At 68.7% G+C, this 23,905-nt stretch carries 22 protein-coding genes; 13 read left to right on the top strand and 9 right to left on the bottom strand.

The features are described 5' to 3' along the window. Positions 1-76: 76 nt before the first annotated feature. Both ACFU6I_RS04595 and ACFU6I_RS04590 read right to left on the bottom strand, forming a co-directional pair. Positions 77-784: a hypothetical protein gene (locus ACFU6I_RS04595; RefSeq protein WP_384361471.1), complete on the bottom strand. Its 708-nt coding sequence runs from the start codon at positions 782-784 to the stop codon at positions 77-79. Beyond that, on the bottom strand, positions 777-1,361 hold the full coding sequence (locus ACFU6I_RS04590) for an RNA polymerase sigma factor (RefSeq protein ID WP_384361468.1): 585 nt from the start codon (positions 1,359-1,361) through the stop codon (positions 777-779). Before ACFU6I_RS04590 ends, ACFU6I_RS04595 begins: the two co-directional genes overlap by 8 nt. A 331-nt stretch (positions 1,362-1,692) precedes the next feature. On the opposite strand from ACFU6I_RS04590, the gene ACFU6I_RS04585 reads away from it, so the two are divergent. Beyond that, positions 1,693-2,136 carry a hypothetical protein gene (locus tag ACFU6I_RS04585; RefSeq protein ID WP_384361466.1) on the top strand — a complete coding sequence of 148 codons (444 nt, stop codon included), beginning with the start codon at positions 1,693-1,695 and terminating at the stop codon, positions 2,134-2,136. Positions 2,137-2,409: 273 nt separating this feature from the next. Further along, on the top strand, positions 2,410-2,850 hold the full coding sequence (locus ACFU6I_RS04580) for a hypothetical protein (RefSeq protein WP_384361463.1): 441 nt from the start codon (positions 2,410-2,412) through the stop codon (positions 2,848-2,850). A 183-nt stretch (positions 2,851-3,033) separates the two neighbouring features. Here the strand turns inward: ACFU6I_RS04580 and ACFU6I_RS04575 are convergent, their stop codons facing one another. From ACFU6I_RS04575 to ACFU6I_RS04555, 5 genes are all read right to left on the bottom strand, one after another. Next, positions 3,034-3,933 carry a serine/threonine-protein kinase gene (locus ACFU6I_RS04575; RefSeq protein ID WP_384361460.1) on the bottom strand — a complete coding sequence of 300 codons (900 nt, stop codon included), beginning with the start codon at positions 3,931-3,933 and terminating at the stop codon, positions 3,034-3,036. After that, positions 3,930-5,792: an ABC transporter ATP-binding protein gene (locus tag ACFU6I_RS04570; RefSeq protein WP_384361457.1), complete on the bottom strand. Its 1,863-nt coding sequence runs from the start codon at positions 5,790-5,792 to the stop codon at positions 3,930-3,932. Before ACFU6I_RS04570 ends, ACFU6I_RS04575 begins: the two co-directional genes overlap by 4 nt. A 68-nt stretch (positions 5,793-5,860) precedes the next feature. Beyond that, a complete protein-coding gene (locus ACFU6I_RS04565; RefSeq protein ID WP_384361454.1) occupies positions 5,861-6,442 on the bottom strand; it encodes a hypothetical protein in 582 nt (193 codons plus the stop codon). Between the two features lie 178 nt (positions 6,443-6,620). Then, positions 6,621-6,866, bottom strand: coding sequence for a hypothetical protein (locus tag ACFU6I_RS04560; RefSeq protein ID WP_345510769.1), 246 nt, complete (start codon positions 6,864-6,866; stop codon positions 6,621-6,623). Further along, positions 6,850-7,101 carry a DUF6400 family protein gene (locus ACFU6I_RS04555; protein WP_384361451.1) on the bottom strand — a complete coding sequence of 84 codons (252 nt, stop codon included), beginning with the start codon at positions 7,099-7,101 and terminating at the stop codon, positions 6,850-6,852. Before ACFU6I_RS04555 ends, ACFU6I_RS04560 begins: the two co-directional genes overlap by 17 nt. Positions 7,102-7,654: 553 nt before the next feature. Here ACFU6I_RS04555 and ACFU6I_RS04550 point away from each other — a divergent pair. Continuing rightward, positions 7,655-8,050 carry a molybdopterin-binding protein gene (locus ACFU6I_RS04550; protein ID WP_384361448.1) on the top strand — a complete coding sequence of 132 codons (396 nt, stop codon included), beginning with the start codon at positions 7,655-7,657 and terminating at the stop codon, positions 8,048-8,050. Positions 8,051-8,383: 333 nt separating this feature from the next. Here the strand turns inward: ACFU6I_RS04550 and ACFU6I_RS04545 are convergent, their stop codons facing one another. Further along, a complete protein-coding gene (locus ACFU6I_RS04545; RefSeq protein WP_384361445.1) occupies positions 8,384-8,854 on the bottom strand; it encodes a molybdopterin-dependent oxidoreductase in 471 nt (156 codons plus the stop codon). A 526-nt stretch (positions 8,855-9,380) separates the two neighbouring features. Here ACFU6I_RS04545 and modA point away from each other — a divergent pair. The 8 genes from modA (at position 9,381) to sbnA (ending at position 21,949) form a co-directional block, all read left to right on the top strand. Beyond that, positions 9,381-10,205 (top strand): molybdate ABC transporter substrate-binding protein, encoded by an 825-nt coding sequence (gene modA, locus ACFU6I_RS04540; protein ID WP_384361442.1) that lies wholly within the window; start codon positions 9,381-9,383, stop codon positions 10,203-10,205. Further along, a complete protein-coding gene (gene modB / locus ACFU6I_RS04535; RefSeq protein ID WP_384361439.1) occupies positions 10,202-11,080 on the top strand; it encodes a molybdate ABC transporter permease subunit in 879 nt (292 codons plus the stop codon). Before modA ends, modB begins: the two co-directional genes overlap by 4 nt. Positions 11,081-11,189: 109 nt before the next feature. Then, entirely contained in the window at positions 11,190-12,281 is a 1,092-nt protein-coding gene (locus tag ACFU6I_RS04530; RefSeq protein WP_384361436.1) for an ABC transporter ATP-binding protein, read from the top strand. Positions 12,282-12,772: 491 nt separating this feature from the next. Beyond that, the gene (locus ACFU6I_RS04525; RefSeq protein WP_384361433.1) at positions 12,773-15,307 is read left to right on the top strand and encodes a Pls/PosA family non-ribosomal peptide synthetase; all 2,535 of its coding nucleotides are present in this window, start codon (positions 12,773-12,775) and stop codon (positions 15,305-15,307) included. A 63-nt stretch (positions 15,308-15,370) separates the two neighbouring features. Beyond that, positions 15,371-18,634 (top strand): amino acid adenylation domain-containing protein, encoded by a 3,264-nt coding sequence (locus ACFU6I_RS04520; protein ID WP_384361430.1) that lies wholly within the window; start codon positions 15,371-15,373, stop codon positions 18,632-18,634. A 22-nt stretch (positions 18,635-18,656) separates the two neighbouring features. Continuing rightward, positions 18,657-19,661 (top strand): TauD/TfdA family dioxygenase, encoded by a 1,005-nt coding sequence (locus ACFU6I_RS04515; protein ID WP_384361427.1) that lies wholly within the window; start codon positions 18,657-18,659, stop codon positions 19,659-19,661. After that, positions 19,658-20,728, top strand: a complete 1,071-nt coding sequence (gene sbnB / locus ACFU6I_RS04510) for a 2,3-diaminopropionate biosynthesis protein SbnB (protein WP_384361424.1) — start codon at positions 19,658-19,660, stop codon at positions 20,726-20,728. The genes ACFU6I_RS04515 and sbnB overlap by 4 nt, the downstream gene beginning before the upstream one ends. A 213-nt stretch (positions 20,729-20,941) precedes the next feature. Then, positions 20,942-21,949: a 2,3-diaminopropionate biosynthesis protein SbnA gene (gene sbnA, locus ACFU6I_RS04505; protein WP_384361422.1), complete on the top strand. Its 1,008-nt coding sequence runs from the start codon at positions 20,942-20,944 to the stop codon at positions 21,947-21,949. A 200-nt stretch (positions 21,950-22,149) separates the two neighbouring features. Here sbnA and ACFU6I_RS04500 read toward each other — a convergent pair whose 3' ends face one another. Further along, positions 22,150-22,509, bottom strand: coding sequence for a peptidoglycan-binding protein (locus ACFU6I_RS04500; protein WP_384361419.1), 360 nt, complete (start codon positions 22,507-22,509; stop codon positions 22,150-22,152). Positions 22,510-23,148: 639 nt separating this feature from the next. Here ACFU6I_RS04500 and ACFU6I_RS04495 point away from each other — a divergent pair. Together ACFU6I_RS04495 and cynS are read left to right on the top strand one after the other, a co-directional pair. After that, positions 23,149-23,289: a hypothetical protein gene (locus ACFU6I_RS04495; RefSeq protein ID WP_384361416.1), complete on the top strand. Its 141-nt coding sequence runs from the start codon at positions 23,149-23,151 to the stop codon at positions 23,287-23,289. A 65-nt stretch (positions 23,290-23,354) separates the two neighbouring features. Then, on the top strand, positions 23,355-23,825 hold the full coding sequence (cynS, locus tag ACFU6I_RS04490) for a cyanase (protein ID WP_384361413.1): 471 nt from the start codon (positions 23,355-23,357) through the stop codon (positions 23,823-23,825). Positions 23,826-23,905: the final 80 nt, after the last annotated feature.

Raw genomic sequence — 23,905 nt, 5'->3', positions numbered from 1 at the left:
ACGGCGGCGCGGCTGGGACAGACAGGTTGACGGCCACCGAGGGTCTGCTCGCGGTCCGTGGCAGTACATCCCCTGCTCAGTGGTAGGACTGTCCGAAGGTGGCGGCGGCGACCACGGAGCCGTCAGCGGCGAGCAGGTGGACGCCGGTGACCGGCGCCGCGCCGGCGGAGTAGGGCGCACCCCAGGCGCCGTAACCGTCCTTGCTGAGGGTGAAGGTACCGACCTGGACGGTGGAGCCGTCCGCCCGCTGAAGCTGGCACCGGACGGTGCCGGAGTGCCCGTCGGCCTTCACCGTCATGTACAGCCAGGGCGAGGCTCCGGTGTAGAGGAAAATCTGCCCGCGCGCTTCGCCCCTGTAGGTGAGTGGGGCGGTGAGCAGGTGCGACTGCACCGGAGAGACGATCGGCGCGACCGGAGCCGGACGGCCGACGGATGCGCCGAGCACCCAACCCCCGCCACCGACAAGGGCAAGGCCCGCCGCGGCTGCCGCTGCGGCGAGGGCGAAGCGCCGCCACCGTACGCGCCGGAGCGGCCGTCGCCCGGAAGACAGTCCCAGCCGGTCCATCACCCTGTCCTCGAAGCCGACCGGCGGTTCGCTTCCCGGGACAAGATCCAGCAGCGCGTCCGCCGTGGCCACCAGCTCGTGGACGTATTCGCGGCAGGCGGGACAGTGCTCCAGGTGGTCCATCGCCCCGGCCCGCTCCTTGGCGGGCAGAACGCCGAGCGCCAGCTCGGCACCGATCTCGCGGAGCTGCTCACAGGTGAATCCACGGGTTTCAGTCATCGTGGTCCGCCTGCTTGGTCGCGAGGGATGCGCGGAGCTTGCCCATGGCTGCCCTGATCCGGGTCTTGGCGGTACCGAGCGGGATCTTCTCGAAATCGGCGACCTGCTGAGCCGTCATCCCGTAGATGCCGGCCATCACCAACGCACGTGCCTGATCGCGCGGCAGCGCGGCAACCGCTCGATGCAGTTCCGCTGCGGTTTCGGCGGAGAGCGCCTGCCGCTCCGGCGTGCTGGTGACGGTCTCCATCATGTTCTCCAGGTCTGCGGGGTCGACTGGAGTGGCCTTGCGGGCGCGTACGGCGTCAATCGCAAGGTTATGCGCGATGGCCGCCAGCCAGGTGGGCACCGATCCCCGGCGCGGGTCGTAGACCTGAGCGTGTCGGCAGGCGCGCTCGAAGGTCTGCTGAGCGATGTCCTCGGCGAGCTGGACGTCTCCGACCACAGCGACGGCCACGCCGAAAACCCGGCGCTGGAACCGCCGAACGAAGGCCACGGCGATCTCGGGATCGCCGGTCATGAGGCCGGCCAGCAGCGCTTCGTCGGGCACCCGCTCCAGGGGAATGCCAATCCTGCGCATACTCCCTACGTAACACGAGCCCCCAGGGATTGCCTCCGCCCGACGGCCCTCGGCGCTGCCGAAGAACTGGGGCGGAACCCGGGTCGCCGGCCAGGTACCACAGCCTCCTGGCGCGAACACGCCGCGCCGGCCCACCCGGACCGGGCCGATCATGAACCCTTGGCCCGGCAGCACCGTAGGTAAGAAAGGCACGCTCCTACGAACGACAGTGGCCGACCGGTCCCAGGACCGGAAGGCTCGGCGGGCACCGGCAACGCCCCGGCGTGGCCCCGGTCCGCAGCCCCTGTCAGAAGCACGGCGGCGTCGGCCGCCTCGGACCCCTGGAGTCGTGATGACGTCTCGCACGACCCACCTCGCACTGCGTGGGACCGCAGCGTTCTGCGCCCTGGCCAACGCGGTGATCCACCTCTCGCTGGTTCCTTCCCACCTGAGGGAGATGCCCTACATCGGCATTCTGTTCCTGGTCGGCAGCGTGGTCATGCTCGCCGTCGCCGCAGCACTCGCCCTTCAGAGGCAACCGTTCGGCGCATGGCTGATCGGGGCAATCACCAGCATCGGCATGATCATCGGATTCCTGCTGTCCCGCACCGTCGGGCTGCCGGACTATCGCGAAGCCGGCTGGGAGCCGCCGTACGGCGTCCTGTCCTTGGTGGTGGAAGGCATCTTCGTTCTCACCTTTCTGGCCTGGCTCAGGGAGAGCGGCGCCGGGCGGGTTGCGGATCTGGGATCCCGGGAAGCTCCCCGTATGAAGGCTCCGCCTGCGCGGTTGCCGTAGACGGGACACAGCTCCGATCCGCCACCTCCGAGGCCTTCGTGGACTCCGCTCGCGTGCGAGAAGATGTTCATATTTCTTCCATTTTGCGAAGTTGTTACCTGCGCGGGTGGTGCGTCCCTGAACGCGGCCGTAGCGTCGATATCGGAACAACCCTTGCGAAGGGGCCAGCAGCACCGTCCGGCATCTGCTCCGGATCCGCAGATCGCGCCCCGGGGCGGACCAGGCGTACGGCTAAGGCCAGATGGGCTCGGAGAGAGACGGCTGGGAGCGGACATGCAGAGACACAAGCTGAAGGCAGCGGTATTGATCTGTGCCGCGGCGTCGCTCGCAACAGCGATCGCACCGGCATCCGCTTCCACAAAGACACGGTCACCCTCCGACGTCGTGATCGTCGACTGCTTCTCGCATCCTCAAGTACGCCCGAACGAGTTCTTGATCGCCTGCGGGGATGGCAACAGCATCCTCACCGGGCTCCGGTGGTCGGCCTGGAAACCCAATTTCGCCACGGGCCGCGGGCTCAACGTAGTGAACGACTGCCGGCCGTTCTGCGCCGCCGGCACGTTCCACTCCCATCCCGTGACCGTCAGGCTCGACCGCTCGGAGCCGCTGAAGAAGCATCCTCACCAGCGGCACTACACCCAGCTCCATCTCGTCTTCACCGACAGCAGGCCGTCGGGGATGCCGAGAACGGTGACATACCGACTCTGGACCTGACGGTTCTCCCGTCCCTTGGCCGGCCGTCCGCCGTGGCGCCTCTCGGACACGCCCCGAGGGGCGCCTCCCCTTTCCGCTCATCCGCGAACCCGTCGACCTCTGACGTCCCGGTCTCCTGCCTCGCACATCGCCCGCCCCGTTCATCGACCGACTCGGCATCATCGCAAGCGGCCGCCTGCCGTGTCAGTCGTCCTCCGGCCCAGCGATGTGGCGTCGCGGCTGGGGCAGCGCCGCGTCGAGGGCGGCGGCGAGTTCGGAAATCGTGGGCCTGGCAGCCGGATCGGGCCGCAGGCAGCTGTCGATGGCCGTGGCGAGATCACGCGGGAGGCGCCGGCGGGACCGGATGGGCCGAGCAGGTTCCTCAAGCTGCGGATACCAGTCGTCCTCGCCGCCCGTGTCGTCGCTGTCGTCGGTCCCGTCCGTGGTGACGCCGATGTCGAACGGCACGTGGCCTACGGCGACTTCGTACAGCGTTGCGCCGATGCCCCACACGTCGGCCGCGGCCGACAGCGGCCCGCCACGCGCCTGTTCGGGAGCCATGTAGCGGAAGGTGCCGATGCCCGGAGGTACGCTTCCGGGCGGTCGTGCGACGCTCAGGTCGAGCACTTTGGTGTGCCCGCAGTCGACGACGACATTGGCCGGCTTGAGGTCCAGGTGCAACAGGCCATGACCGTGGAGGTAGTGCATCGCGGAACACAGGTGCACGCCGAGAAGGGCCACGTCCGCGGCGGCCGGCCGGCGGCGCAACCGGCCGATGAGGTGGGCCAGCGTTTCGCCCGTCAGCGTTTCCATCACCACGAGCGGCTCGGGCGACTCGAAGGTCTCGTAAGCGCGGACCAGGTGCGGATGGGTGAATGTCCGGAGCCAACGACCCTCTCGCAGCAGCCGGTCGCGCAGCTGCTCCTCGTGGCGGTGGTCGGGGCGCAGGACCTTCACGACGCATCGGCAGTCCCGCTCCTCGCTCCAGGCGTCGTAGAGGTCGAGCCAGCCGGTCCGGGCCAGGTGCGCCAGGACCTCGTACCCCGGCGCGGGGATCGTTCCGGGCGCGAGGGGCGGAACCGGTCGGGACATGACGCGGCTCATGAGAGAACCTTCCGAGCGGGTGGGGAGACCGAGAGGGCCGGGACGGTCACTCCGTTCAGCCGGTGAAGCCGGGCGTAGGCCCCGTCGCGCAGGAGCAGGTCCTCGTGCGTGCCGCGTTCGACGACCCGGCCGCCGTCCAACACCACGGTGGAGGTGGCGTCGTGGGTGGTGATCAGATTGTGCGAGATGACGATGGTGGTCCGCCCGGCCATGAGTCGGCGCAGCGGCTCCATGATCCGGCGGCCCGACTGGGTGTCCAGGCCGGTGGTCGGTTCGTCCAGGATCAGTACGGGCGCGTCCCTGATCATCGCGCGGGCGATCGCGAGTCGCTGGGCCTGGCCGCCGGACAGCGTGCGGCCGCGCTGACCCACCACGGTGTCGTAACCCTCGGGAAGCAGCTGGATGAAGTCATGGGCGTCGGCGGCGCGCGCCGCCGCGACGATGTCCGCCTCTGCCGCGTCCGGGCGGCCGTAGGCGATGTTCTCCCGTACGGTGCCGTGGAACACGAGCGTCTCCTGCAGTACCACCGCGACGTTCTCGCGCAGCTCGGACAGCTGCAGGTCCCTGAGGTCGGTGCCGTCGAGGAGGACTGACCCCTGATCCGGATCGTAGAAGCGCAGTTGCAGTTTCCCGACCGTGGATTTTCCGGCACCGCTCGCACCGACCAGCGCCAGCGTCGTGCCGGGCGTCACATGGAACGACACATCGGACAGCGCCCACCGGGACGTACCCGGATAGCGGAAGGAGACGCCCCGGAATTCGATGTCGCCCCGTGCCCGCCCGACCCTCCGGGCATCGGCGGCTTCGACGACTTGGGGGCGCTGGTCGAGCAACTCGATGATCCGCTCGGCGGAGGCGGACGCCGCGTAAAACGTGTTGGTGAGGTGGGACAGACCGCGGATCGGACTGTAGAGGCTGCTCAGCAGCGCGAGGAAGACCAGCAGCCCGCCCAGCGTGAGCTGCCCCTGGGCCAGCTTCCATGTGCCCAGGCCCATGACGGCCAGCGCGCCGGTCAGTTCGATGACCTCGACGATGGGGCTGTAGACAGCATGGATGCGTGCCGAGGCCATCGCCGCGCGGAACTTTCCCACGCTCTCACGTGCGAACCGGTCTTCCTCGGTCTCCTGCCGGTTGTACGCCTGCACCAGCGCGATGTTGCCGAGCGACTCCTCGGCGATCGCGCTGATCGAACCGCTGCGCCGCCGCCACTCCCGCGATGCGGCCTTGATCAGCCGGGAGAAGCGGCGGGCCGCGCACCAGAAAAGCGGCACGATGACGAGCGCGAGGATGGTCAGATCCCACCTCAGGTAGAACAGCAGCCCCAGGAAGACGCCCAGCCGGATCACGTAGTAGAGGCCGTCCGCCACCCCCGAGAGCAGAAACGTCTCGACCGCGTCGACATCGCCCGTGATACGCGACAGCACGTCCCCCAGCCGCCGTCGTTCGAAGAACCCGAGCGAGAGGCCCTGGACGTGCCGGAACACATCCGACCGCAGGGCCAGCAGGAAGCGCTCGCTGACCCAGGTGGACGTCACGTCGTCGGCGAACCCCAGAACGCCGGAGCCGATGACGAGTCCTGTGTATGCCAGGGCGATCCAGAGAAAGGGACGCAGATCGCGCGGAACGAGGACGTCGTCCACCACGATCTTGAAGAGCCAGATCTCGGCCGCGTCGACGACGGGTCCGATCACGCTGAAGACGAGTATCGGAATGAGGAAGCGCCGGCCACCGCGTGTGCAGGGCCAGAAGCGACGGAACGCGTCACGCGGGGCGACCGGCGGCGCGGCGGCGACGACCGCGTCGGGATCATCGGCCACCGCCAGCAGCCGCCGCAGAACATGGAGCGAGACACGTCTCATGGACGCGTTCCTCAAGATCGTCGGCTGAACGGTCCAGGAGCCCCGGCCCGCTCAGCCGTCCTGTGCAGTCACCAGTGGTGACCGTGGTGGGAGTGACGACGATGGCGACCGTGATCCCTTCCGTGGTCGTCGAATCCGTGATCGTCGAATCCGTGGTCGTCGAAGTTCCTCGACGTCATGTCCCTCTTGTCGTTACGGTATTTCGCGGGGATGAGGTGACTGAAGATCGCCATGAGCTTCCCTCCTGAAGAGGCTTCCAGACGGGATACGCTCCAGAGCGCTTGCGGGATTGCCTTGTTCCAGATTTTCCTGCCCGGATCCGCCTGCCGTTCTCGCATGGACGGATACCGAGGTCCGTTGCCGTCGCCATGGCCACGTACCCCGGTCGCACCGCTCCCGGGCCCCATCGACAACGGAACTCCGGCGACCCCGACGGCGCGTCGACCCGGCTGCTGTTCGCGTACGGGCACCGCCGCCTTCGCGACGCGAAGGAAGCCGCGCTCGACCTCGCGCTGACGGAGCGCCAGATCGGTGCCCGCACCGCGATCCAGGTTCTGGGGCAGCTCCACGGCCACTTCGCCCCAAGCATGCTCGCCGCCCGTTTCGTCGCGATCGAGGACGCTTGCCGGAGGGATGAGCTCGCCGCCCACCACGCCGAGGTGATTCGAGGCGGACGTCCGTCGATTGCTCCGGGAGCGCTCCCCCGTCGGGACGGTTCTCCGGACTCCGGCCGAGCACCGATGCCTTCGTCCGGTGGAAAGGCCCCGCCGACCTGTGATCAGGCGGCCGGTGGCATGAGCTGCGACCTTTCGCCCGGCCCGCCGTCGGTCAGAAGCCGGGGGTGCTGTCGTCGCGGCAGGTGACGTCGGGCCGCGTGTTCACCGACCACATGTGCGTGCACTGCGGACACTGAAGGTGAACGACCGGCCCCTTGGTGGATATCAAGTAGCGCCAGTGATCAGCGCAGTTACGGCGGTCTGCGCAGGTCCCGCAATGGCGGGCGTCGTCGCAGACGGGGCAGGCCATCCAGGCACGGCGGGCCACGTCCGCCTGTGGGTCAATGGGCAGCCTCACGGCCCGGCTCCTTTCCCGGCAGGACACCGGCAGCCACCAGCAGGTCGTAGGTGCGCTGCTGCTCGGCGTCCAGGCCCGAGTAGAGCAGTGCGTACGCCTCGTCCTCGCCCTGGAGAACGGCGACCGGGTCCCAGTCGGGCCCGAGTGCGGCCATGACCTCGGCCCGACGCCGGGCTTCGTCCGAGGTCAGATCGATCGTGAAGGGTATGAGATCGGTGGGATCTTCCTTGTTCATGGCGATACTTCCGATGCGCTGATGGAATCCCACATGTACCAGGCGACCACAGCAACGGGGAAGGGTGACCTAAGTTGCTCTGGGGCGACGTAGCGCCCGGCCCATCGGCGAGGAACCCTCGGATCGGCCGACAGAGGTGGGGCGTTGCGGGCGCCGGAGCCCCGATGACCGACCCGGTCCACGTACAGCACTGTGACGCACTTCATGGCGCGCCTCACGGAATGGACTGCGACCCGGCCCTGGAGAGGTGGGGCCGACGGGCCGGGTCCGCCGGGGTGCTGTCACGTCGTGGCCCGGCGGTCAAGGCCCTCGGCACGGCGCCCGGCCGCGCACCGAGTGCGGAGCCCGGGACCGGCGCCTGCCCCACCCGCCGACACCCCTCCCCGAGGCAGCCCCGCGTACGGCGCCGTCCGGCAAAGCCCTACTAGACTTTCGCGACCGCATTCCCACCGGGGCCGGGCGGCCGCAGCCCACTCAAGGGGTGCGGCGCATGCCAACGCCATCACGGCTAAGAGCTTGCATATGCAAGGAATATGTAACTATCTTGACGCTTATGCAATCCTACACAATCGGGCAGGCGGCCCGTCTGTTGGGCGTGAGCCCGGACACCGCGCGGCGGTGGGCGGATGCAGGCCGGGTGGCCACGCATCGGGACAAGAGTGGACGCCGGCTCATCGACGGCAGGGATCTGGCCGCCTTCTCGATCGAGGTCGCCAGGACCGGTGGTGGCGAGGAGGACGCCTCGTACACCTCTGTCCGCAACGCCTTTCCAGGCATCGTCACCGCCGTCAAGCTCGGCGATGTCGCGGCCCAGGTGGAGATCCAGGCCGGGCCGCACCGGCTGGTCTCGTTGCTGACCCGGGAGGCCGTGGAGGAACTGGGCCTGGAGGTCGGCGTGGAGGCCACCGCCCGCGTGAAGTCGACCAGCGTGCACATCGACCGCACCTGAGCGGACACGTACGGACGGCGGCCGGAGGCCACGCGTCCACCGGGTGGGAGCGCGCCCGGCAGTGCGTCGACGGTGACGAGGTCACCGTGCGGCGCCGCGCCGGCTGCGGCGGACGAAAGGCCGGCACCCGCTCGAGCCCTCCCGGTCGTACAGGGCCATGCGGTCCGCCTGGCCCTGCGGGACGCCACCGGCGTGCGCTTCACGGAGCTTTCGCCGACCCGCGACCGGGTGTGGCCGGCCCCGGATGCGGTGGGCGTGGCGGCTGCGCGTCAGCCGAGAGCGAGCAGCCCCTCATGGAACTGTCGAAGCCCCACCGGGTTCGCCTCGCCGGTGTCACGTCCACGCCGTGTAGCCGCCGTCCACGCGTATCGCGCTGATGCCGCTGATGTGCCGGGCGCCGCAGCGGTCCTGTGGCAGCACGAGCTGCGGGCCGGCCCCGTCGAGCGGGGTGTCGTCGACGCTGGCCGCGAGCAGGACGGACGCACGGCCGAAGTCGGGGTCGATCTCCGCCCAGGACAGGACGGCGTGGTGGCCGTCCGCGCCCGTCACGGCGATCAGGAAGCGCAGGCGGTCCTTGCGTCGGGTGGGGTCGAAGGCGGGGCCGGCATCGGACAGGACATCGTGCAGCAGCGGACCTGCGAAGCAATGGTGCTGGATTCCGCTGGTGGCGCACTCGAAGCTCACCTGTACCCGGTGCTGGGGCCAGGCGAGCAGGTCGGGCACCGACAGCCGGGCCGGCCGCGCGAGGTCGCCGGACAGGGCGACCTCTGCCACCGGGTCGACGGCCGGAAGGGAACGACTCACGGGCTACCACCTCCCGGATGTCGATACCCGGGCAGCAGTCCCGTATAAACGCACATGCCCACCATCATCTCCAGACAGTCCAGCTCATGCGATGACACAGAAGACTTCCAGCTTGCATCTGCGGCAGTATGATCTGCACATGCACCTACCGGGTCGGGGAAGCAGCCGCCTCGATGCGAGCGTCGGCACACCGCGGCGCCGGGTCGGGGCGGACCCTTGCAGGCCGAGCGTGACGAGCTGGGCCGACGGATGATCCACAGGCCGGAACCGGCTTCCTGCGCCCGGGAGTTGCACCGCGCCGAGCGGACGGACAACGGAACCTCGGAGAGGTGTCGGCGCGGGTGGGGATCCAGCCCGGGCCGTTCCGGGTGGTGTCCGTCCTCAACCGGGACCCGGATGAGGAACTGGCGCCGGAGCCTGATGCTCCGGCGGTTGCCGTGATCAAGTCGACCCGATGGGTCGTCGAGAGGCCGCGGAAGAGTCCGACGGACTCTTCCGGAAGAAACCAGAGGGAGTAGACCCCGTGATGACCCGTTCCGCACGCCGGACCCGCCGGACCCTGCAGATGGCCGGAGCAGGCGCCGCTGCGCTGCTGGCACTGAGCGCCTGCTCCTCGTCCGACAACTCCTCGGCCGAGCCGGACTCCTCGGCGTCCGCGGACTCGTCGAAGAAGCTCTCCGGCACGGTGACCGTCTTCGCCGCCGCCTCGCTCAAGGAGAGCTTCACGACCCTGGGCAAGGGGTTCGAGAAGACCCATCCGGGTACGAAGGTCACCTTCAACTTCGGCGGCAGCGACACCCTCGCCGCCAGCATCACCGGCGGCGCCCCGGCCGACGTCTTCGCCGCCGCCAGCCCGAAGACGATGGCGATCGTCACCGACGCGAAGGACGCGGTCGGCACGCCGTCCACCTTCGTGCGCAACCAGCTGGAGATCGCGACCCTGCCGGGCAACCCCGACAAGGTCTCCTCCCTCAAGGACCTCACCAAGTCCGGCCTCAAGGTCGTGCTGTGCGACAAGACGGTGCCGTGCGGGGCGGCCGCGCAGAAGGCGCTGGAGGCCAGCAGGCTCGAGCTCACCCCGGTCTCGTACGAGCAGGACGTCAAGAGCGCCCTGACCAAGGTGGAACTGAAGGAGGCGGACGCCGCCGTGGTCTACAGGACCGATGTGAAGGCGGCGGGTGACAGGGTGGAGGGCGTGGAGTTCCCCGAGTCCACCGGGGCCATCAACGACTACCCGATCACGCTGCTCAAGGACGCGCCCAACGCCGACGCGGCGAAGGCGTTCATCGCGCTGGTGCAGTCCGCCGAGGGCCAGAAGGTCCTGACGGCGGCCGGGTTCCTCAAGCCGTGACCGCGCTGGACAGGTCCGGCGCCGCGGACGAGCTCCTCGCGGGTGGCAAGGCCCGCAGGGGCGGGCCGCGGCGCCGGCGCGTGCGGGCGGACGCCCGGGGCAGGGTGCCTCTGCCTCTTCTGCTGCCCGCGCTCGTCGGCCTGGCGTTTCTGTTGCTGCCACTGATCGCCCTTCTCGTACGGGCTCCCTGGCGCAGCCTGCCGGACCAGCTGACCAGCACGGAGGTGTGGCAGGCCCTTCAGTTGTCCCTGGTGTGCGCGACCGCTGCGACCGCGGTGAGCCTGGTGCTGGGCGTGCCGCTGGCCTGGCTTCTCGCGCGCACGGACTTCCCGGGGCGCGGTTTCGTACGGGCCCTGGTGACGCTGCCGCTCGTCCTGCCGCCCGTGGTGGGTGGTGTGGCACTGCTGCTGGCGCTGGGGCGCAACGGTGTCGTGGGGCAGTGGCTGGACTCGGCCTTCGGGATCACGCTGCCGTTCACGACGGCGGGAGTGGTTGTCGCGGAGGCATTCGTGGCGATGCCGTTTCTCGTCATCAGCGTGGAGGGCACCCTACGGGCGGCCGATCCCCGGTACGAGGAGGCCGCCACCACGCTGGGCGCCTCCCGCTTCACCGCGTTCCGCCGGGTCACCCTGCCGCTTGTCGCGCCGGGCATCGCAGCGGGTGCCGTGCTGGCATGGGCCCGCGCGCTCGGCGAGTTCGGCGCGACGATCACCTTCGCGGGCAACTTTCCCGGCCGTACGCAGACCATGCCGCTGGCCGTCTACCTCGCCCTCCAGAACGACCCGGCCGCCGCCATCGCGCTGAGCCTGGTCCTGCTCGCCGTGTCGATCGCGGTCCTGGCCGGACTGCGGGACCGTTGGATGACGGCCTCATGACCCGAACCGCCCGTGAGCCGCTCGCAGTCCGCCCGGAATCGCCGAGGCGCCGGACCGCCGGCGCTTCGATTCCTGTTCCCCCACCGCGCAACCGCTGGACGAACCCCTCATGACGGACATCGATGACGCCACGGGCAGCCTCCCCACCACGGACGCGTCCGCCGCGGGCCTGGACGCCCGTCTGGTCGTCAACCACGGCGCCTTCCACCTCGACGTGGCGCTGACGGCCGCGCCCGGCGACGTCGTGGCCCTCCTCGGGCCCAACGGCGCGGGCAAGACCACCGCCCTGCGCGCGCTCGCAGGTCTCACCCCACTCACCGGCGGTCATCTGCGTCTCGACGGCGTCGCACTGGACCGTACGCCGCCCGAGTCCCGTCCGGTCGGCGTCGTCTTCCAGGACTACCTGCTCTTCCCGCACCTCTCCGCCCTCGACAACATCGCATTCGGCCCCCGCTGTCAGGGCGCGTCCAAGGCAGAGGCACGCGCACAGGCCGCCGAGTGGCTGGACCGCATGGGCCTCGCCGACCACGCCGGCGCCAAACCCCGCCGGCTCTCCGGCGGCCAGGCCCAGCGCGTCGCCCTCGCCCGCGCTCTGGCCACCCACCCCCGCCTGCTGCTGCTCGACGAACCACTGGCCGCGCTCGACGCCCGCACCCGCCTCGATGTACGCGCCCAACTCCGCCGCCACCTCGCCGACTTCGAGGCAGTCGCCGTGCTGGTCACGCACGATCCGCTGGACGCCATGGTGCTGGCCGACCGGCTGGTCGTCATCGAGCACGGCCGGGTCGTCCAGGAGGGCACCCCTTCCGACATCGCCCGCCGTCCACGTACCGACTACATCGCCCAACTGGTCGGCCTGAACCTCTACAAGGGACTGGCCGAGGGGCACACCGTGCAGCTCGACCCGGGCCCGGCGATCACCACCACCGAGGATCTCACCGGCCCCGCCTTCGTCGCGTTCCCGCCCGGCGCAGTCACCCTCCATCGCGACCGGCCCACCGGGTCCAGCGCCCGCAATCTGTGGCACTGCGAGGTCACCGGACTCGAAACGCACGGCGACCAGATCCGCGCGGACCTCACCGGCGAGCTCCCCCTCGCTGCCGACCTGACCACGGTCGCCGCAGCCGAACTCGACCTCCATCCGGGAGCCCCGGTCTGGGCCGCGGTCAAGGCCGCACAGACGCACGCATACCCAGCCTGACGCAGCGCTCGTCCCAGCCGAGGCCGGGATCCCCGAACGCCGGGGATTCAAGGCCCGGCACATCCGTGACTTTCGGGCAGCCCCGACCTGCCGGGCACTCCGCCGCCCGCCACCGGCGCCGCCCCGTCCCGGATCGGGCCCACGCCACTCGTATGCAGTAGGGCGAGAGCCGTGTGCAGCTCATCGCCGTCGTATCGGGCCGGATCGTGCATGAGGAATGAAATCGGGCGGCGAGTGCTCCGCTCTCCCGACGCCGGGCCTCTGGCAGCGAGGACCCCCGGGCGCCGCCGAGAGTCGCAGCCGCGCCGACGTGATCGAGTTCGAGTGGCAGCCCGACGGTGAGCAGCAGAGACTGGGCAGCGGTTTGGGAACTGGACAACAGATCCCGACCTCGGAATTCCGGATTGCTCGCTCCGGCCATCGAAAAGCGCGAGTGTCGGGGCGCCGACCATCGTGACCGATGGCGCTCGAATGTTTCTCAAGGAGCTCGCATGGAGGAGAAATCCGTCGACGTCCTGACGCCCGGGTCGGATGAATCTGCGATCGACGAGCGCAGGTGCACCGGCCCGAGTACCGGCATCGAGACGAACCTCGCCGAATTGCTGGCTGACGTCATGGGCGTCGAGAGAGTTTCGGTCGACAGCCATTTCTTCGATGAACTCGGCGCCAACTCGTTGGTGATGGCTCATTTCTGCGCACGGGTCAGGAAAAGGACGGACCTCCCCTCGGCGTCGATGAAGGACATCTACCGGCACCCCACGATCCGAAGCCTGGCGACGGAAATCGCGGACGCCGCACCCACCCCTGCCGAGCCGCAGGTCCCGGTGTCGACCGAGGTGGTTCCCCCTGCCGGAACGGTCCGGTACGTCCTCTGTGGAACGCTGCAGTTCCTGCTTTTCCTGGGATATTCCTTCCTCGCCGGACTTTTTGCCGACCGAGGCTATGCATGGGTCTCCTCCGGCTCGGATGTGATCGGCATCTACCTGCGATCGTTCGTCTTCGGTGGCGTCGGCTTCGTCGGCCTGTGCACCTTCCCGATCGTGGCCAAATGGCTCCTCATCGGCCGGTGGAAATCACGCGAGTTCCCGGTCTGGGGTCTGACGTATCTGCGCTTCTGGACCGTCAAGGTGCTGATCCACGCCAATCCGATGATTTTCTTCGTCGGCAATCCCCTGTACGTGCTCTACCTGCGTGCCCTGGGCGCGCGGATCGGCAAGGGAGTCACGATCCTCTCCCGCAACGTTCCGGTCTGCACCGACCTGCTGACGATCGGCGCCGGCACGGTGATCCGCAAAGACTCGTTCTTCCTCTGCTACCGGGCACACGCCGGCCGTATCCGGACCGGCAGGGTCAACCTCGGCCGGGACGTGTTCATCGGCGAGAAGACCGTGCTCGACATCGACACGTCGATGGGCGACGGCGCACAACTCGGCCACACGTCCACGCTGTACAGCGGCCAGGTGGTCCCGGACGGCCAGCGCCGGCACGGATCACCGGCACAGCTCACGGAGCACGACTACCTGAGGATCGGGCCGGCCAAGTGCGGCACGCTGCGTCGGGCCGGCTTCGGTCTCCTCACCGTGCTTCAGCTGTTCTTCCTCTACGTGCCGCTGGCTGTCGGGGGCGCGTACATGCTGGTGACCCTGGTTCCGGCGCTGCACAACCGGCTGGGCCCGGGTGTTCTGGGGTTCACCTCGCCGGATCTCTACATCGACGCGCTGATCCTTTCCTTCGTGCTGTTCTTCGGCTTCGTCGTCGTGGGCCTTGCCGTCCTGTTCACCGTTCCGCGCCTGCTGAACCTGGCCGTCAAACCGGGCAAGGTCTATCCGCTGTACGGGTTTCACTACTCGGTACACCGGGCCATCGGGCGCATGACCAACATCAAGTTCTTCACCTGGCTGTTCGGGGACAGCTCCTACATCGTCCCCTATTTGCGCGGCCTCGGATACGACTTGTCCCGGGTCGAGCAGACCGGGTCGAACTTCGGCACGGAAGTGCAGCACGAGTCCCCGTATCTGTGCTCCGTCGGCAGTGGAACGATGGTCGCCGACGGGCTCTCCGTCATCAACGCCGATTTCTCGAGCACGTCCTTCCGGGTGTCCCGGGCCTCGATCGGGGCACACAACTTCCTCGGGAACAACATCGCCTATCCCTCAGGGGCCAAGACGGGCGAGAACTGCCTCCTCGCGACGAAGGTGATGGTTCCGCTCGACGGCGAGGTGCGGGAGGGGGTGGGCCTGCTCGGCTCGCCGTGCTTCGAGATTCCCCGGTCGGTCGAGCGCGACTCCCGGTTCGACCATCTCCGGGCCGGTGACGAGTTGCGCCGCAACCTCGCCGCAAAGAACCGCTACAACATACGCTCGATGATCCTCTTCCTGCTCGTGCGGTGGCTGCATTTCTTCGTGCTCACGATGCTCGGGCTGGCGAACGCCGATCTGTACGATTCCTACGGGCATGTACTGATCCCCGTGTTCCTGGTCTTCAGCCTTGGGTTCACCGCGGTCTACTTCGTACTGGTGGAGCGCGGTATCGCGGCATTCCGCGCGCTGCGACCGCAGTTGTGTTCCATCTACGACCCGTACTTCTGGTGGCACGAGCGCCTCTGGAAGGTGCCTGACAAGTACCTCGACGTCTTCAACGGCACCCCTTTCAAGAACGTGATCTGGCGGATGCTGGGGGTTCGGCTCGGCAGCAGGGTCTTCGACGACGGCTGCTACCTGACGGAGCGGACGCTCACCACCATCGGAAGCGACTGCACGCTCAATGCCGGAAGCAAGATCCAGTGCCACTCGCAGGAGGACGGCACCTTCAAGTCCGATCGCAGCACCATCGGCGCCGGCTGCACCCTCGGTGTGGGAGCCCACGTCCACTACGGCGTGACGATGGGCGACGGCGCGGAGCTCGCCCCGGACTCCTTTCTCATGAAAGGCGAGGAAGTCCCCCAGCACGCACGCTGGGGAGGAAATCCCGCCACGGAAATGCGAGATGCCCCCTATCAGCCCGAGGCACTGACGCAGAAGGTGTAGCAGCGCCGCCCTTGTCGGCGCCGAACAGCACGGTGGCGACGGTGAACGGAGAGGGACGACCAGATGGGAATGCACGTGCAGGCCGACCGGGAGTTCTGGCGCGCTGTGCTCGTCGCCGGTGAATTCACCGCAATACCGCGGTGGACGCTCAATCCGATGACGGGCGTCGGCGAACACGAGGCGACGATCCCGGACGACGTCGTGGCAGCGTTGGGCCGGCTGGCCGAGAACCTGGCGATGCCACTCGACTCGGTACTGCTGGCCGCGCACGCCAAGGTGCTCGCCGCGCTGTCCGGCGAGCACGAGGTCGCGACCGGTTACGTCACGGCGGAAGGCAGCCGTCCGCTGCCCTGCCGACTGACGACCGAACCCCCCTCGTGGCGGACACTGCTGCTGGACACCCATCGAGTCGCGTCAGATCTGCTGGCGCACAAGGACTTTCCGGTCGATGAGCTCAGGCGCGAACTGGACCTGGCCGAACGGTCGATGGAGACCGTGTTCGATCCGCACGGCTCGGGCGGCGAACTCGCCGATGACACCGTGCTGTGGGTGGGATTCTCGCAACGCCGCGGTCGGCTCGCACTGCGGCTGCGGTACCGGACCGACGCGCTCGACGCGGACTGCGCCGTCAGGATCGCCGCATACCACCTCACCGCGCTCGCACTGATCTCCGCCGATCCGGACGCCGAACACGAGCGGCAGAGCCTGCTCTCCGCCGACGAACTCCGCTTCCAGATCGAGGCGCTCGCCGGTCCGCGCCGGGAGCTCCCGGACCACCGGTTCCACGAGTTGTTCGAGCAGCGGGTGGCGGCACACCCGGACGCCGTCGCGGCGACCCACGGAGAGCGGCAGCTGACGTATCGGGAACTGAACGCGCGTGCCAACCGGCTGGCACGGGCCCTGCTGGCGCGGGGGCTTCGCCCCGAGGGTGTCGTCGCGGTGGTGACCGAGCGCAACCTGGACTGGATGGCCGCCGTGCTCGCGGTCTTCAAGGCCGGCGGCGTGTACCTGCCCATCGAGCCGCATTTCCCGGCCGATCGCCTCGCAACCATGCTCTCCCGCGCCGCATGCGAGCTCGTGCTGACCGAACCCGGCAGCACTTCCACGCTCGACCGGGCCCTCGAATCGCTGTCCGGGGTCCAGAAGCTCCTCGTCGGCGCAGCCTACGAGGAGAACCATGCCGACGACGATCTGGGCCTCCGCGTCGCACCGGACCAGCTCGCCTACATCTATTTCACCTCGGGGTCCACCGGGGAGCCCAAGGGCGCGATGTGCGAGCACGCGGGCATGCTCAACCACCTCTACGCCAAGATCGACGACCTGGGGATCGGCGAGGGACAGGTGGTCGCCCAGACCGCACCCCAGTGCTTCGACATCTCGCTGTGGCAACTGGTGTCCGGGCTCCTGGTCGGGGGCCGGACCCTGCTGGTGGAGCAGGAGGTGATCCTGGACGTCCGACGGTTCGTCGACAAGATCGTTGACGGCCGGGTCGCCGTCCTCCAGGTCGTACCCTCCTACCTGGACGTCGTCGTGTCGTATCTGACGCAGCACCCCCGCGAGCTGCCGGACCTGCGGTGCGTGTCGGTCACCGGCGAGGCGCTGAAGAAGGAGCTCACGCAGCGCTGGTTCGCCGCCCAGGCCGGAATCAAGCTGGTCAACGCCTACGGACTGACCGAGACGTCGGACGACACCAACCACGAGGTCATGGACCGCGTGCCCGACGGGGACCGCGTCCTGCTGGGTCCCGCGGTCAACAACGTGCACGTCTATGTCGTCGACGAGCACCTGACCCCGGTGCCGCTCGGCGCCCCCGGTCTGATCGTCTTCTCCGGCGTCTGCGTGGGCCGCGGATACGTCAACGACCCCGAGCGCACCCGGCAGGCCTACCTGGCCGATCCGCACCGTGCGGGCGCCCGGCTCTACCGGGGCGGCGACTACGGCCGCTGGCAGCCCGAGGGCAAGCTGGAGTTCCTCGGCCGCCGGGACACGCAGGTAAAGATTCGTGGCTTCCGGATCGAGATCGGCGAGATCGAGAACACCCTGTTGCGGGTGCCTGGTGTGCGCGACGGTGCAGTGGTGGTCACCGAGCGGGCCGACCAGAGCAAGCACCTGGTGGCGTTCTATTCCGGTCGGCGGCCACTCGAGGAAGACGTCCTGCTGGACCGGCTCGGTGAATCGCTGCCCGATTACATGGTCCCGTCGGCCTTCCACTGGCGGGAAAGTCTGCCCCTGACGGCCAACAGCAAGATCGACAGGAAGACCTTGCAGGCGCTCGCCGGAGAACTCGGCCTCGTCCAGGACGAGTACCGCGCACCGAACACGCCGACCGAACAGCAGCTCGCGGCCGCGTGGGCGAAGGTACTCGGCATCCCCCAGAACCAGATCGGACGGCGGGACCACTTCTTCGACCGTGGCGGCACATCGCTGTCGGCAGTGAAGCTGGCCATCACCCTGGACCGTGCGGTGTCCCTCAAGGACGTCACCCGTCACCCCGTCCTGGCCGATCTGGCCGGGCTGGTCGACGGCAGGTCCGCGCTGCGCTCCGGGCACTCCGGGCTGATTCAGTCACTGTCGGAATCGGACGGTACGCGGACCGCTGCCCTGGTGTGCTTCCCCTACGCCGGCGGCAACGCGGTGAACTTCCAGCCGATGGCCGGGGCTCTGCCGAGCGGCGGGCCGGCGGTCTACGCGGTCGAGCCGCCCGGTCACGACATGGCCGCCGGGAGCGAGCCGTTCGCGCCGATGGCACAGGTGGTCGAGCAGGTCGTCGTCGAGATCATCCGGCGTGGCCTGACCAGGGTCCTGCTCTGGGGCCACTCCTCGGGCGCCGCGTCGGCCGTGGAGACGGCCAGGAAACTGCAGGAGCGCGGGGTGGACGTCCAGCGGGTGTTCCTCGGCGCGCAGCTGCTCGGCAACGCCGCCGACCGGCGCGCCGGCATCACAGAGCTGACCGGGCGCAGCGACGCCGAGATCACCGGCATGCTGAGCGCGGGCGGCGGTTACCCCGAGCTCGGTGAGCTGGATGCACAGCACGCCGAGCGCATCGGTGCCGCCTACCGGCACGACTGCCTGTCCGCACACCGCTATTTCGCCGACGTCCTGGACAACCCGCCGGTGCCGAAGTTGTCCGCGCCGGTCACCGTGGTCGTTGCCGCCGACGATCCGAGCACCGCGGAGTACCCACGTCGCCATCGCGACTGGCAGCTCCTCGCCGATCAGGTCGACCTGCACGAACTCGCCGACGGCGGCCACTACTTCCTGCGTACCCGTCCTGCCGAAGCGGCACAGGCCGTGCTGCGCGCCGCCGAACTGCTCACTTCTCCGTGACCGGCAACTGAAAGGAACCGAGATGTCTTCCATATCCACGGCGTCGCCGCTCGACGTCGAACTCGGAACCGGCAAACCTCCTCTCCTCCGGGCCGAGGCCACCGGCGACGCGCCGAGCTGGGCGGCCGAGCACCGGGACGCGCTGCGCGCTGTCGTCGCCGAGCACGGTTCGGTCCTGGTCCGCGGCCTCGGGCTGCGCGACGTGGACGGGACCGGCGCCGTCTTCTCGGGACTGGCCACCGGTCTGATGACCGAGAAGGAGGTCTTCTCGCCCCGACGGACCTACTCCGACCGCGTGTACTCCTCATCGAAGTGGCCGTCGAACCAGCCGATGTGCATGCACCACGAACTGAGCTACACGCTCGAGTTCCCCGGCCTGATGATGTTCGCCTGCCTCGGCGCGCCCACCGCCGGCGGGGCAACCGCGGTGGCCGACTCACCGACCGTGCTCGATGCGCTGCCCGCCGACCTGACCGAGCGGTTCGAGCGGGAGGGCTGGCTGCTCACCCGCAGCTACAACGACGAGATCGGGGCCTCCGTCGCCGAGGCGTTCGGCACCGCGGACCGTGGCACCGTCGAGAGCTACTGCCGTGCCAACGCAATCACGTTCGAGTGGCAGCCCGACGGCGGACTGCGCACCAGACAGCGCCGCAGCGCCGTGGTGCGTCACCCGGTCACCGGCCGACGCTGCTGGTTCAACCAGATCGCGTTCCTCAACGAGTGGACGATGGCCCCCGAGGTGCGCGAGTACCTGGTCGACGTCTACGGCGCCGACGGGCTGCCGTTCAACACCCGCTTCGGCAACGGCGACCCGATCGGCGAGGACGTCGTGCAGCTGCTCAACAGCGTGTACGAGGCCAACACCGCACGCGAGCCGTGGCAGACCGGCGACCTGATGCTCGTCGACAATGTCCGCACCGCGCACAGCAGGGAGCCCTTCGAAGGACCGCGCGAGGTGCTCGTCGCCATGGCCGACCCGATACGTCTGGCCGACTGCTCGCCGACCGTCGAGGTGACCGCGGGATGACCACCATCGGTTCCACCGCCATGAAGTCCGCAATGTCCGCTCCGGTCACCGTGCCCCCGTTCGCCGTGATCTCCGGTGCCCAGGTCCAGCGCGCGCTGCACGGGCGCGAGAAACAGATCGTGGAGTTGGTCGAGGCCACCTACCGGGTGCACGGCGCCGGTGATTCGGTGAACCCGCCGTCGTACTTCCTGCGCTTCCCCGACCGCCCGTCCTCACGGATCATCGCGCTGCCCGCCTCGATCGGCGGCGAGGTGGGGGTGGACGGCCTGAAATGGATCTCCAGCTTTCCGGAGAACGTGACGGCCGGCATCCCGAGGGCCTCCGCCGTGCTGATCCTCAACGACCACGACACCGGCTACCCGTTCGCCTGCCTGGAAAGCTCGATCATCAGCGCCACCAGGACGGCCGCGTCGGCGGCGTCGGCGGCCGACTGGCTCAGCCGCAACCGGCCGCGACCGACGCGTGTCGGGTTCGTCGGGGTGGGCCTGATCGCCCGTTACATCCACACCTTCCTGGCCGGCACCGGCTGGTCGTTCGACGAGATCGGTGTGCACGACCTGTCCGCCGACAGCGCGGCGGGCTTCCGGTGCTACCTGGAGCAGTCGGGGACCACCGGCCGGATCACCGTGCACGACAGCGCCGAGCAGTTGATCCGACACAGCGACCTGGTGGTCTTCGCCACCGTCGCCGGCCGGCCGCATGTCAGCGACCTGTCATGGTTCGCACACCATCCGCTGGTGCTGCACGTGTCGCTGCGCGACCTCGCGCCGGAGATCCTGCTCGCCTCGACCAACATCGTCGATGACATCGAGCACTGTCTGAAAGCCGACACCTCGCCGCATCTGGCGGAGCAGCTCACCGGCAACCGGGAGTTCCTGCACGGCACGTTGGACGACGTGATGGCCGGGCGCGTGACAGTGCCGGCGGACCGGCCGGTGGTGTTCTCGCCCTTCGGCCTCGGGGTGCTCGACCTCGCAGTGGGCAAAGACGTCTACGACGAAGTGGTCCGCCGCGGCGAGTTGCACGTCGTCGACGACTTCTTCCACGAACTGAGCCGCTACGGATGAGTCGGCCCGGAGCCCGGGAGGCCTGTCCAGAACCCATCCCAGGAGAGATCGCCGGTCAAGTCGCCGCAGGTCAGGGCGTACGAGACAGCGACCGCTGACGCAGGGCCCCGTCCGGCCCGGTTGGGCAGTGGCTCCCGCCAGCAAGACCGAGAAGCCCGCCCACGGTCGGATGGACGTTCCGGAAGTGCTCTGCTCCAGACAGAGGAGACCATCGTGCCCGTCGTATCCGTTCCCTACGCCTTCAACGAAGAGGAGCTCTATGTCGACCTTCGGTCGATCTTCGGGCACTCGCTCTTCCTGAAGTGTGAGGGCTTCAACTTCGCCGGCTCGATCAAGTTGAAGGCCGCGACCGAGATGGTGGAGGCCGCTGAGCGGGATGGAGTCCTGACGCCGGAATCGATCCTGGTCGAGTCCTCGTCCGGAAACCTCGGCGTGGCACTGAGCATGATCGCGGCAAGCAAGGGCTACCGGTTCCTGTGCGTGACAGACGCCCGCGGCAACCTGTCGACCAGGATGATGATGGAGGCGTTGGGCAGCCAGGTGCACATGATCGCCGGGCAGGAGGCCAACGGCGGCTTTCTCGGCGCGCGGATCGAGTACATCCGTGCGCTGTGCGCCTCCGACGATCGGTACGTGTGGCTCAGTCAGTACACCAATCCGAGCAACTGGAAGGCGCACTACCGCAGGACGGCACCGGAGATCGCCCGCCAGTTCCCGCGGCTGGACGTACTGTTCGTCGGGGCCGGCACCACGGGCACCCTGATGGGCTGCGCGCGGTACTTCCGGGAGTGGCACCGGCCGGTGCGGATCATCGCAGTGGACAGCGTCGGCTCGGTGTCCTTCGGCGGTTCGCCGGGCCGCCGGATGATTCCCGGCCTGGGGATGAGCATGCGCCCACCGCTGCTCGACGAGTCCTACGTGGATGAGGTGATACGTGTCGAGGAGGCGGACACCGTTCGTACCTGCCATCGTCTGGCACGGCGCGGATTCCTGTTCGGCGGCTCCACCGGCACGGTGGTCAGCGGCGCAACGGACTGGTTGGCCCGGCATGACGCCCCCGATCTCACCGCCGTAGCCGTCGGCCCGGATCTCGGCGAGCGGTACCTCGACACCATTTACCAGACCAACTGGCTGGAGGATCTCTACGGCGAGGACGTGCTCGACTCCGACGAGGTGGCCGCCGGTTCCTGGGCCGCCTCCACCGCGCCACCGACACGGTGAGGCCCGTCAGCTGGACCTGCAGACCGGCGACCTCCATGGCCACCGGCGCGATCAGTACCGAGTGACTGCCGTCGGTGGGGCCTGATGGTCGTCGGCGCGAGTGCGATCCCGGCCGACGGTGTCCCGCCATGGGGGCTGGAACCTGTTCCGCACGCTCCATTCCGACGCGTGCGGGACAGGCGTCGGCCAACTGGGCATTTTCAGCCCGGGTAGGGGTCGTAGCAGTCGAGAGCCGGGTTGTAGAGGACGTTCCACGTATCAGCGCCGATGATTCCGTCCTTGGCCAGGCCGTGACACCCCTGGATCCACTTGATCTTGGTGAGCGTCCGACTGCCGAGGGTGCCGTCAACGGTCAGTTTGGGCACACCGCCCCAGACATTCGACAGGCACTGGGCCTGCTTCACGGCCACTCCCGTGTTGCCGTACTGCAGGGCCGGCCGGTAGGTCGACGAGGTGTAGGCGCACTCTCCGGGCACGGCACTCGCCGATGGTGCGCTGATGCCCAGAACTCCGGCCGCGAGCGCAGCGGCGCTCAGAATGGGGGCGATCCGGCGTTTCATGGCGATTCCTCTCAGTAGCCCCACACCCAGCAGATGTCGCTCCGGGTGACGGATCGTGACTGCAGGGACATCGATTTTCCCATGTCGGGAGCGCCCGGTCGAAACTTCGGCCGACAGCCCGGGCAACCGGTAACCGATCGGCCCAGCCCGCTTGACCCAAGGCTGTCCGGATTCTTCATCACCGGCCGGTACCCCGCCACCGATCCGGAGCCCGGGCCCTGCCCGGCCGCCCTGACCACCGCACCCGACGCAGGCACACCCGCGGCGTCGACCGATCGCGGGACAGCCCCACCCGCGACGGACGACCCCGCATTCGATATCCGATCACCCTGACGGCCCCGCCAGTGGCGAGCTATAGATGTGATCAATCGACTTTATGGATATCAAGACTTGGACACTATAGGGGCTGCTCGTGCATGGTTGATTCCGTCAGCCCGTCGGGTCGGCAACCACCGAAGGGACTGACTGTGCACCGCAGGAAATCGGGTCCCGGCCTACACCCCAGGACCGGACGGTGTCGCAGCAAGCAACGCGTACGCCGTCGCCGTACTGGGCGTGAGGACTTCGTCGTCTGCGGTCACTCCGTGCGCGGAGCCGTGACCGCCCCGGCCGGGGGAACACGACCCCAGCACCACGCCGGTGATCGCCTGCGGGCTGCGGCACGCGGACGCCGCGACGGCCCGCGCCGTGGCCGATCGGACACCCACCCTGCACGGCTGGATGTTCGACACCGCGATGGGAGCCATCGAGACGATCGATGACGTCGCGGCCGCGACATGACCCACCACCCCACCGAACTCGTCGGCCACTCCTCGAGGCCGGTACCGCAGAAAGGAATCCTTCCCATGACACACGCCCAGTTCGACCCCACCGCACGCCAGATCCTCGCCGCCACCGCCGTCGAGGCCAAGACCCGCAAGGACCTGACCTGGCAGCAGATCGCTGATGCCGCAGGCCTGTCGGTCGCCTTCGTCACCGCGGCGGTGCTCGGCCAGCACGCCCTGCCGGAGACGGCCGCCCATGCCGTCGCGGAGCTGCTGGACCTGGATGCCGACGCAGTGATGCTGCTGCAGACCATCCCGACCCGTGGGTCGATCCCCGGCGGGGTTCCGACCGACCCGACCATCTACCGGTTCTACGAGATGCTCCAGGTCTACGGCACGACCCTCAAGGCCCTGGTCCACGAGCAATTCGGGGACGGCATCATCAGCGCGATCAACTTCAAGCTCGACGTGAAGAAGGTCGCCGACCCCGAGGGCGGCGAGCGCGCCGTCATCACGCTGGACGGCAAGTACCTCCCGACCAAGCCCTTCTGACAGTCCGCCCATCGACCGTGGCGGGCCGGAGCGCGACACGGTCCCTCCGGCCCGCCCCCTCTCCCTCTTCCCCCGGGACA

Origin of the sequence: Streptomyces sp. NPDC057486, from assembly GCF_042802415.1 — a bacterium.
Lineage (GTDB): Bacteria > Actinomycetota > Actinomycetes > Streptomycetales > Streptomycetaceae > Streptomyces > Streptomyces yanii.
This window is presented reverse-complemented; position numbering and strand designations above follow the sequence as displayed.

Bases quoted from the DNA above. Each gene is read 5' to 3' on its own strand.
- cynS (WP_384361413.1), top strand. From the start codon at position 23,355: ATGACACACGCCCAGTTCGACCCCACCGCACGCCAGATCCTCGCCGCC.
- ACFU6I_RS04590 (WP_384361468.1), bottom strand. From the start codon at position 1,361: ATGCGCAGGATTGGCATTCCCCTGGAGCGGGTGCCCGACGAAGCGCTG.
- ACFU6I_RS04500 (WP_384361419.1), bottom strand. From the start codon at position 22,509: ATGAAACGCCGGATCGCCCCCATTCTGAGCGCCGCTGCGCTCGCGGCC.
- modA (WP_384361442.1), top strand. From the start codon at position 9,381: ATGACCCGTTCCGCACGCCGGACCCGCCGGACCCTGCAGATGGCCGGA.
- ACFU6I_RS04555 (WP_384361451.1), bottom strand. From the start codon at position 7,101: ATGAACAAGGAAGATCCCACCGATCTCATACCCTTCACGATCGATCTG.
- ACFU6I_RS04520 (WP_384361430.1), top strand. From the start codon at position 15,371: ATGGGAATGCACGTGCAGGCCGACCGGGAGTTCTGGCGCGCTGTGCTC.
- ACFU6I_RS04580 (WP_384361463.1), top strand. From the start codon at position 2,410: ATGCAGAGACACAAGCTGAAGGCAGCGGTATTGATCTGTGCCGCGGCG.
- ACFU6I_RS04575 (WP_384361460.1), bottom strand. From the start codon at position 3,933: ATGAGCCGCGTCATGTCCCGACCGGTTCCGCCCCTCGCGCCCGGAACG.
- ACFU6I_RS04515 (WP_384361427.1), top strand. From the start codon at position 18,657: ATGTCTTCCATATCCACGGCGTCGCCGCTCGACGTCGAACTCGGAACC.
- ACFU6I_RS04525 (WP_384361433.1), top strand. From the start codon at position 12,773: ATGGAGGAGAAATCCGTCGACGTCCTGACGCCCGGGTCGGATGAATCT.
- ACFU6I_RS04550 (WP_384361448.1), top strand. From the start codon at position 7,655: ATGCAATCCTACACAATCGGGCAGGCGGCCCGTCTGTTGGGCGTGAGC.
- ACFU6I_RS04530 (WP_384361436.1), top strand. From the start codon at position 11,190: ATGACGGACATCGATGACGCCACGGGCAGCCTCCCCACCACGGACGCG.
- ACFU6I_RS04570 (WP_384361457.1), bottom strand. From the start codon at position 5,792: ATGAGACGTGTCTCGCTCCATGTTCTGCGGCGGCTGCTGGCGGTGGCC.
- ACFU6I_RS04595 (WP_384361471.1), bottom strand. From the start codon at position 784: ATGACTGAAACCCGTGGATTCACCTGTGAGCAGCTCCGCGAGATCGGT.
- ACFU6I_RS04585 (WP_384361466.1), top strand. From the start codon at position 1,693: ATGACGTCTCGCACGACCCACCTCGCACTGCGTGGGACCGCAGCGTTC.
- sbnB (WP_384361424.1), top strand. From the start codon at position 19,658: ATGACCACCATCGGTTCCACCGCCATGAAGTCCGCAATGTCCGCTCCG.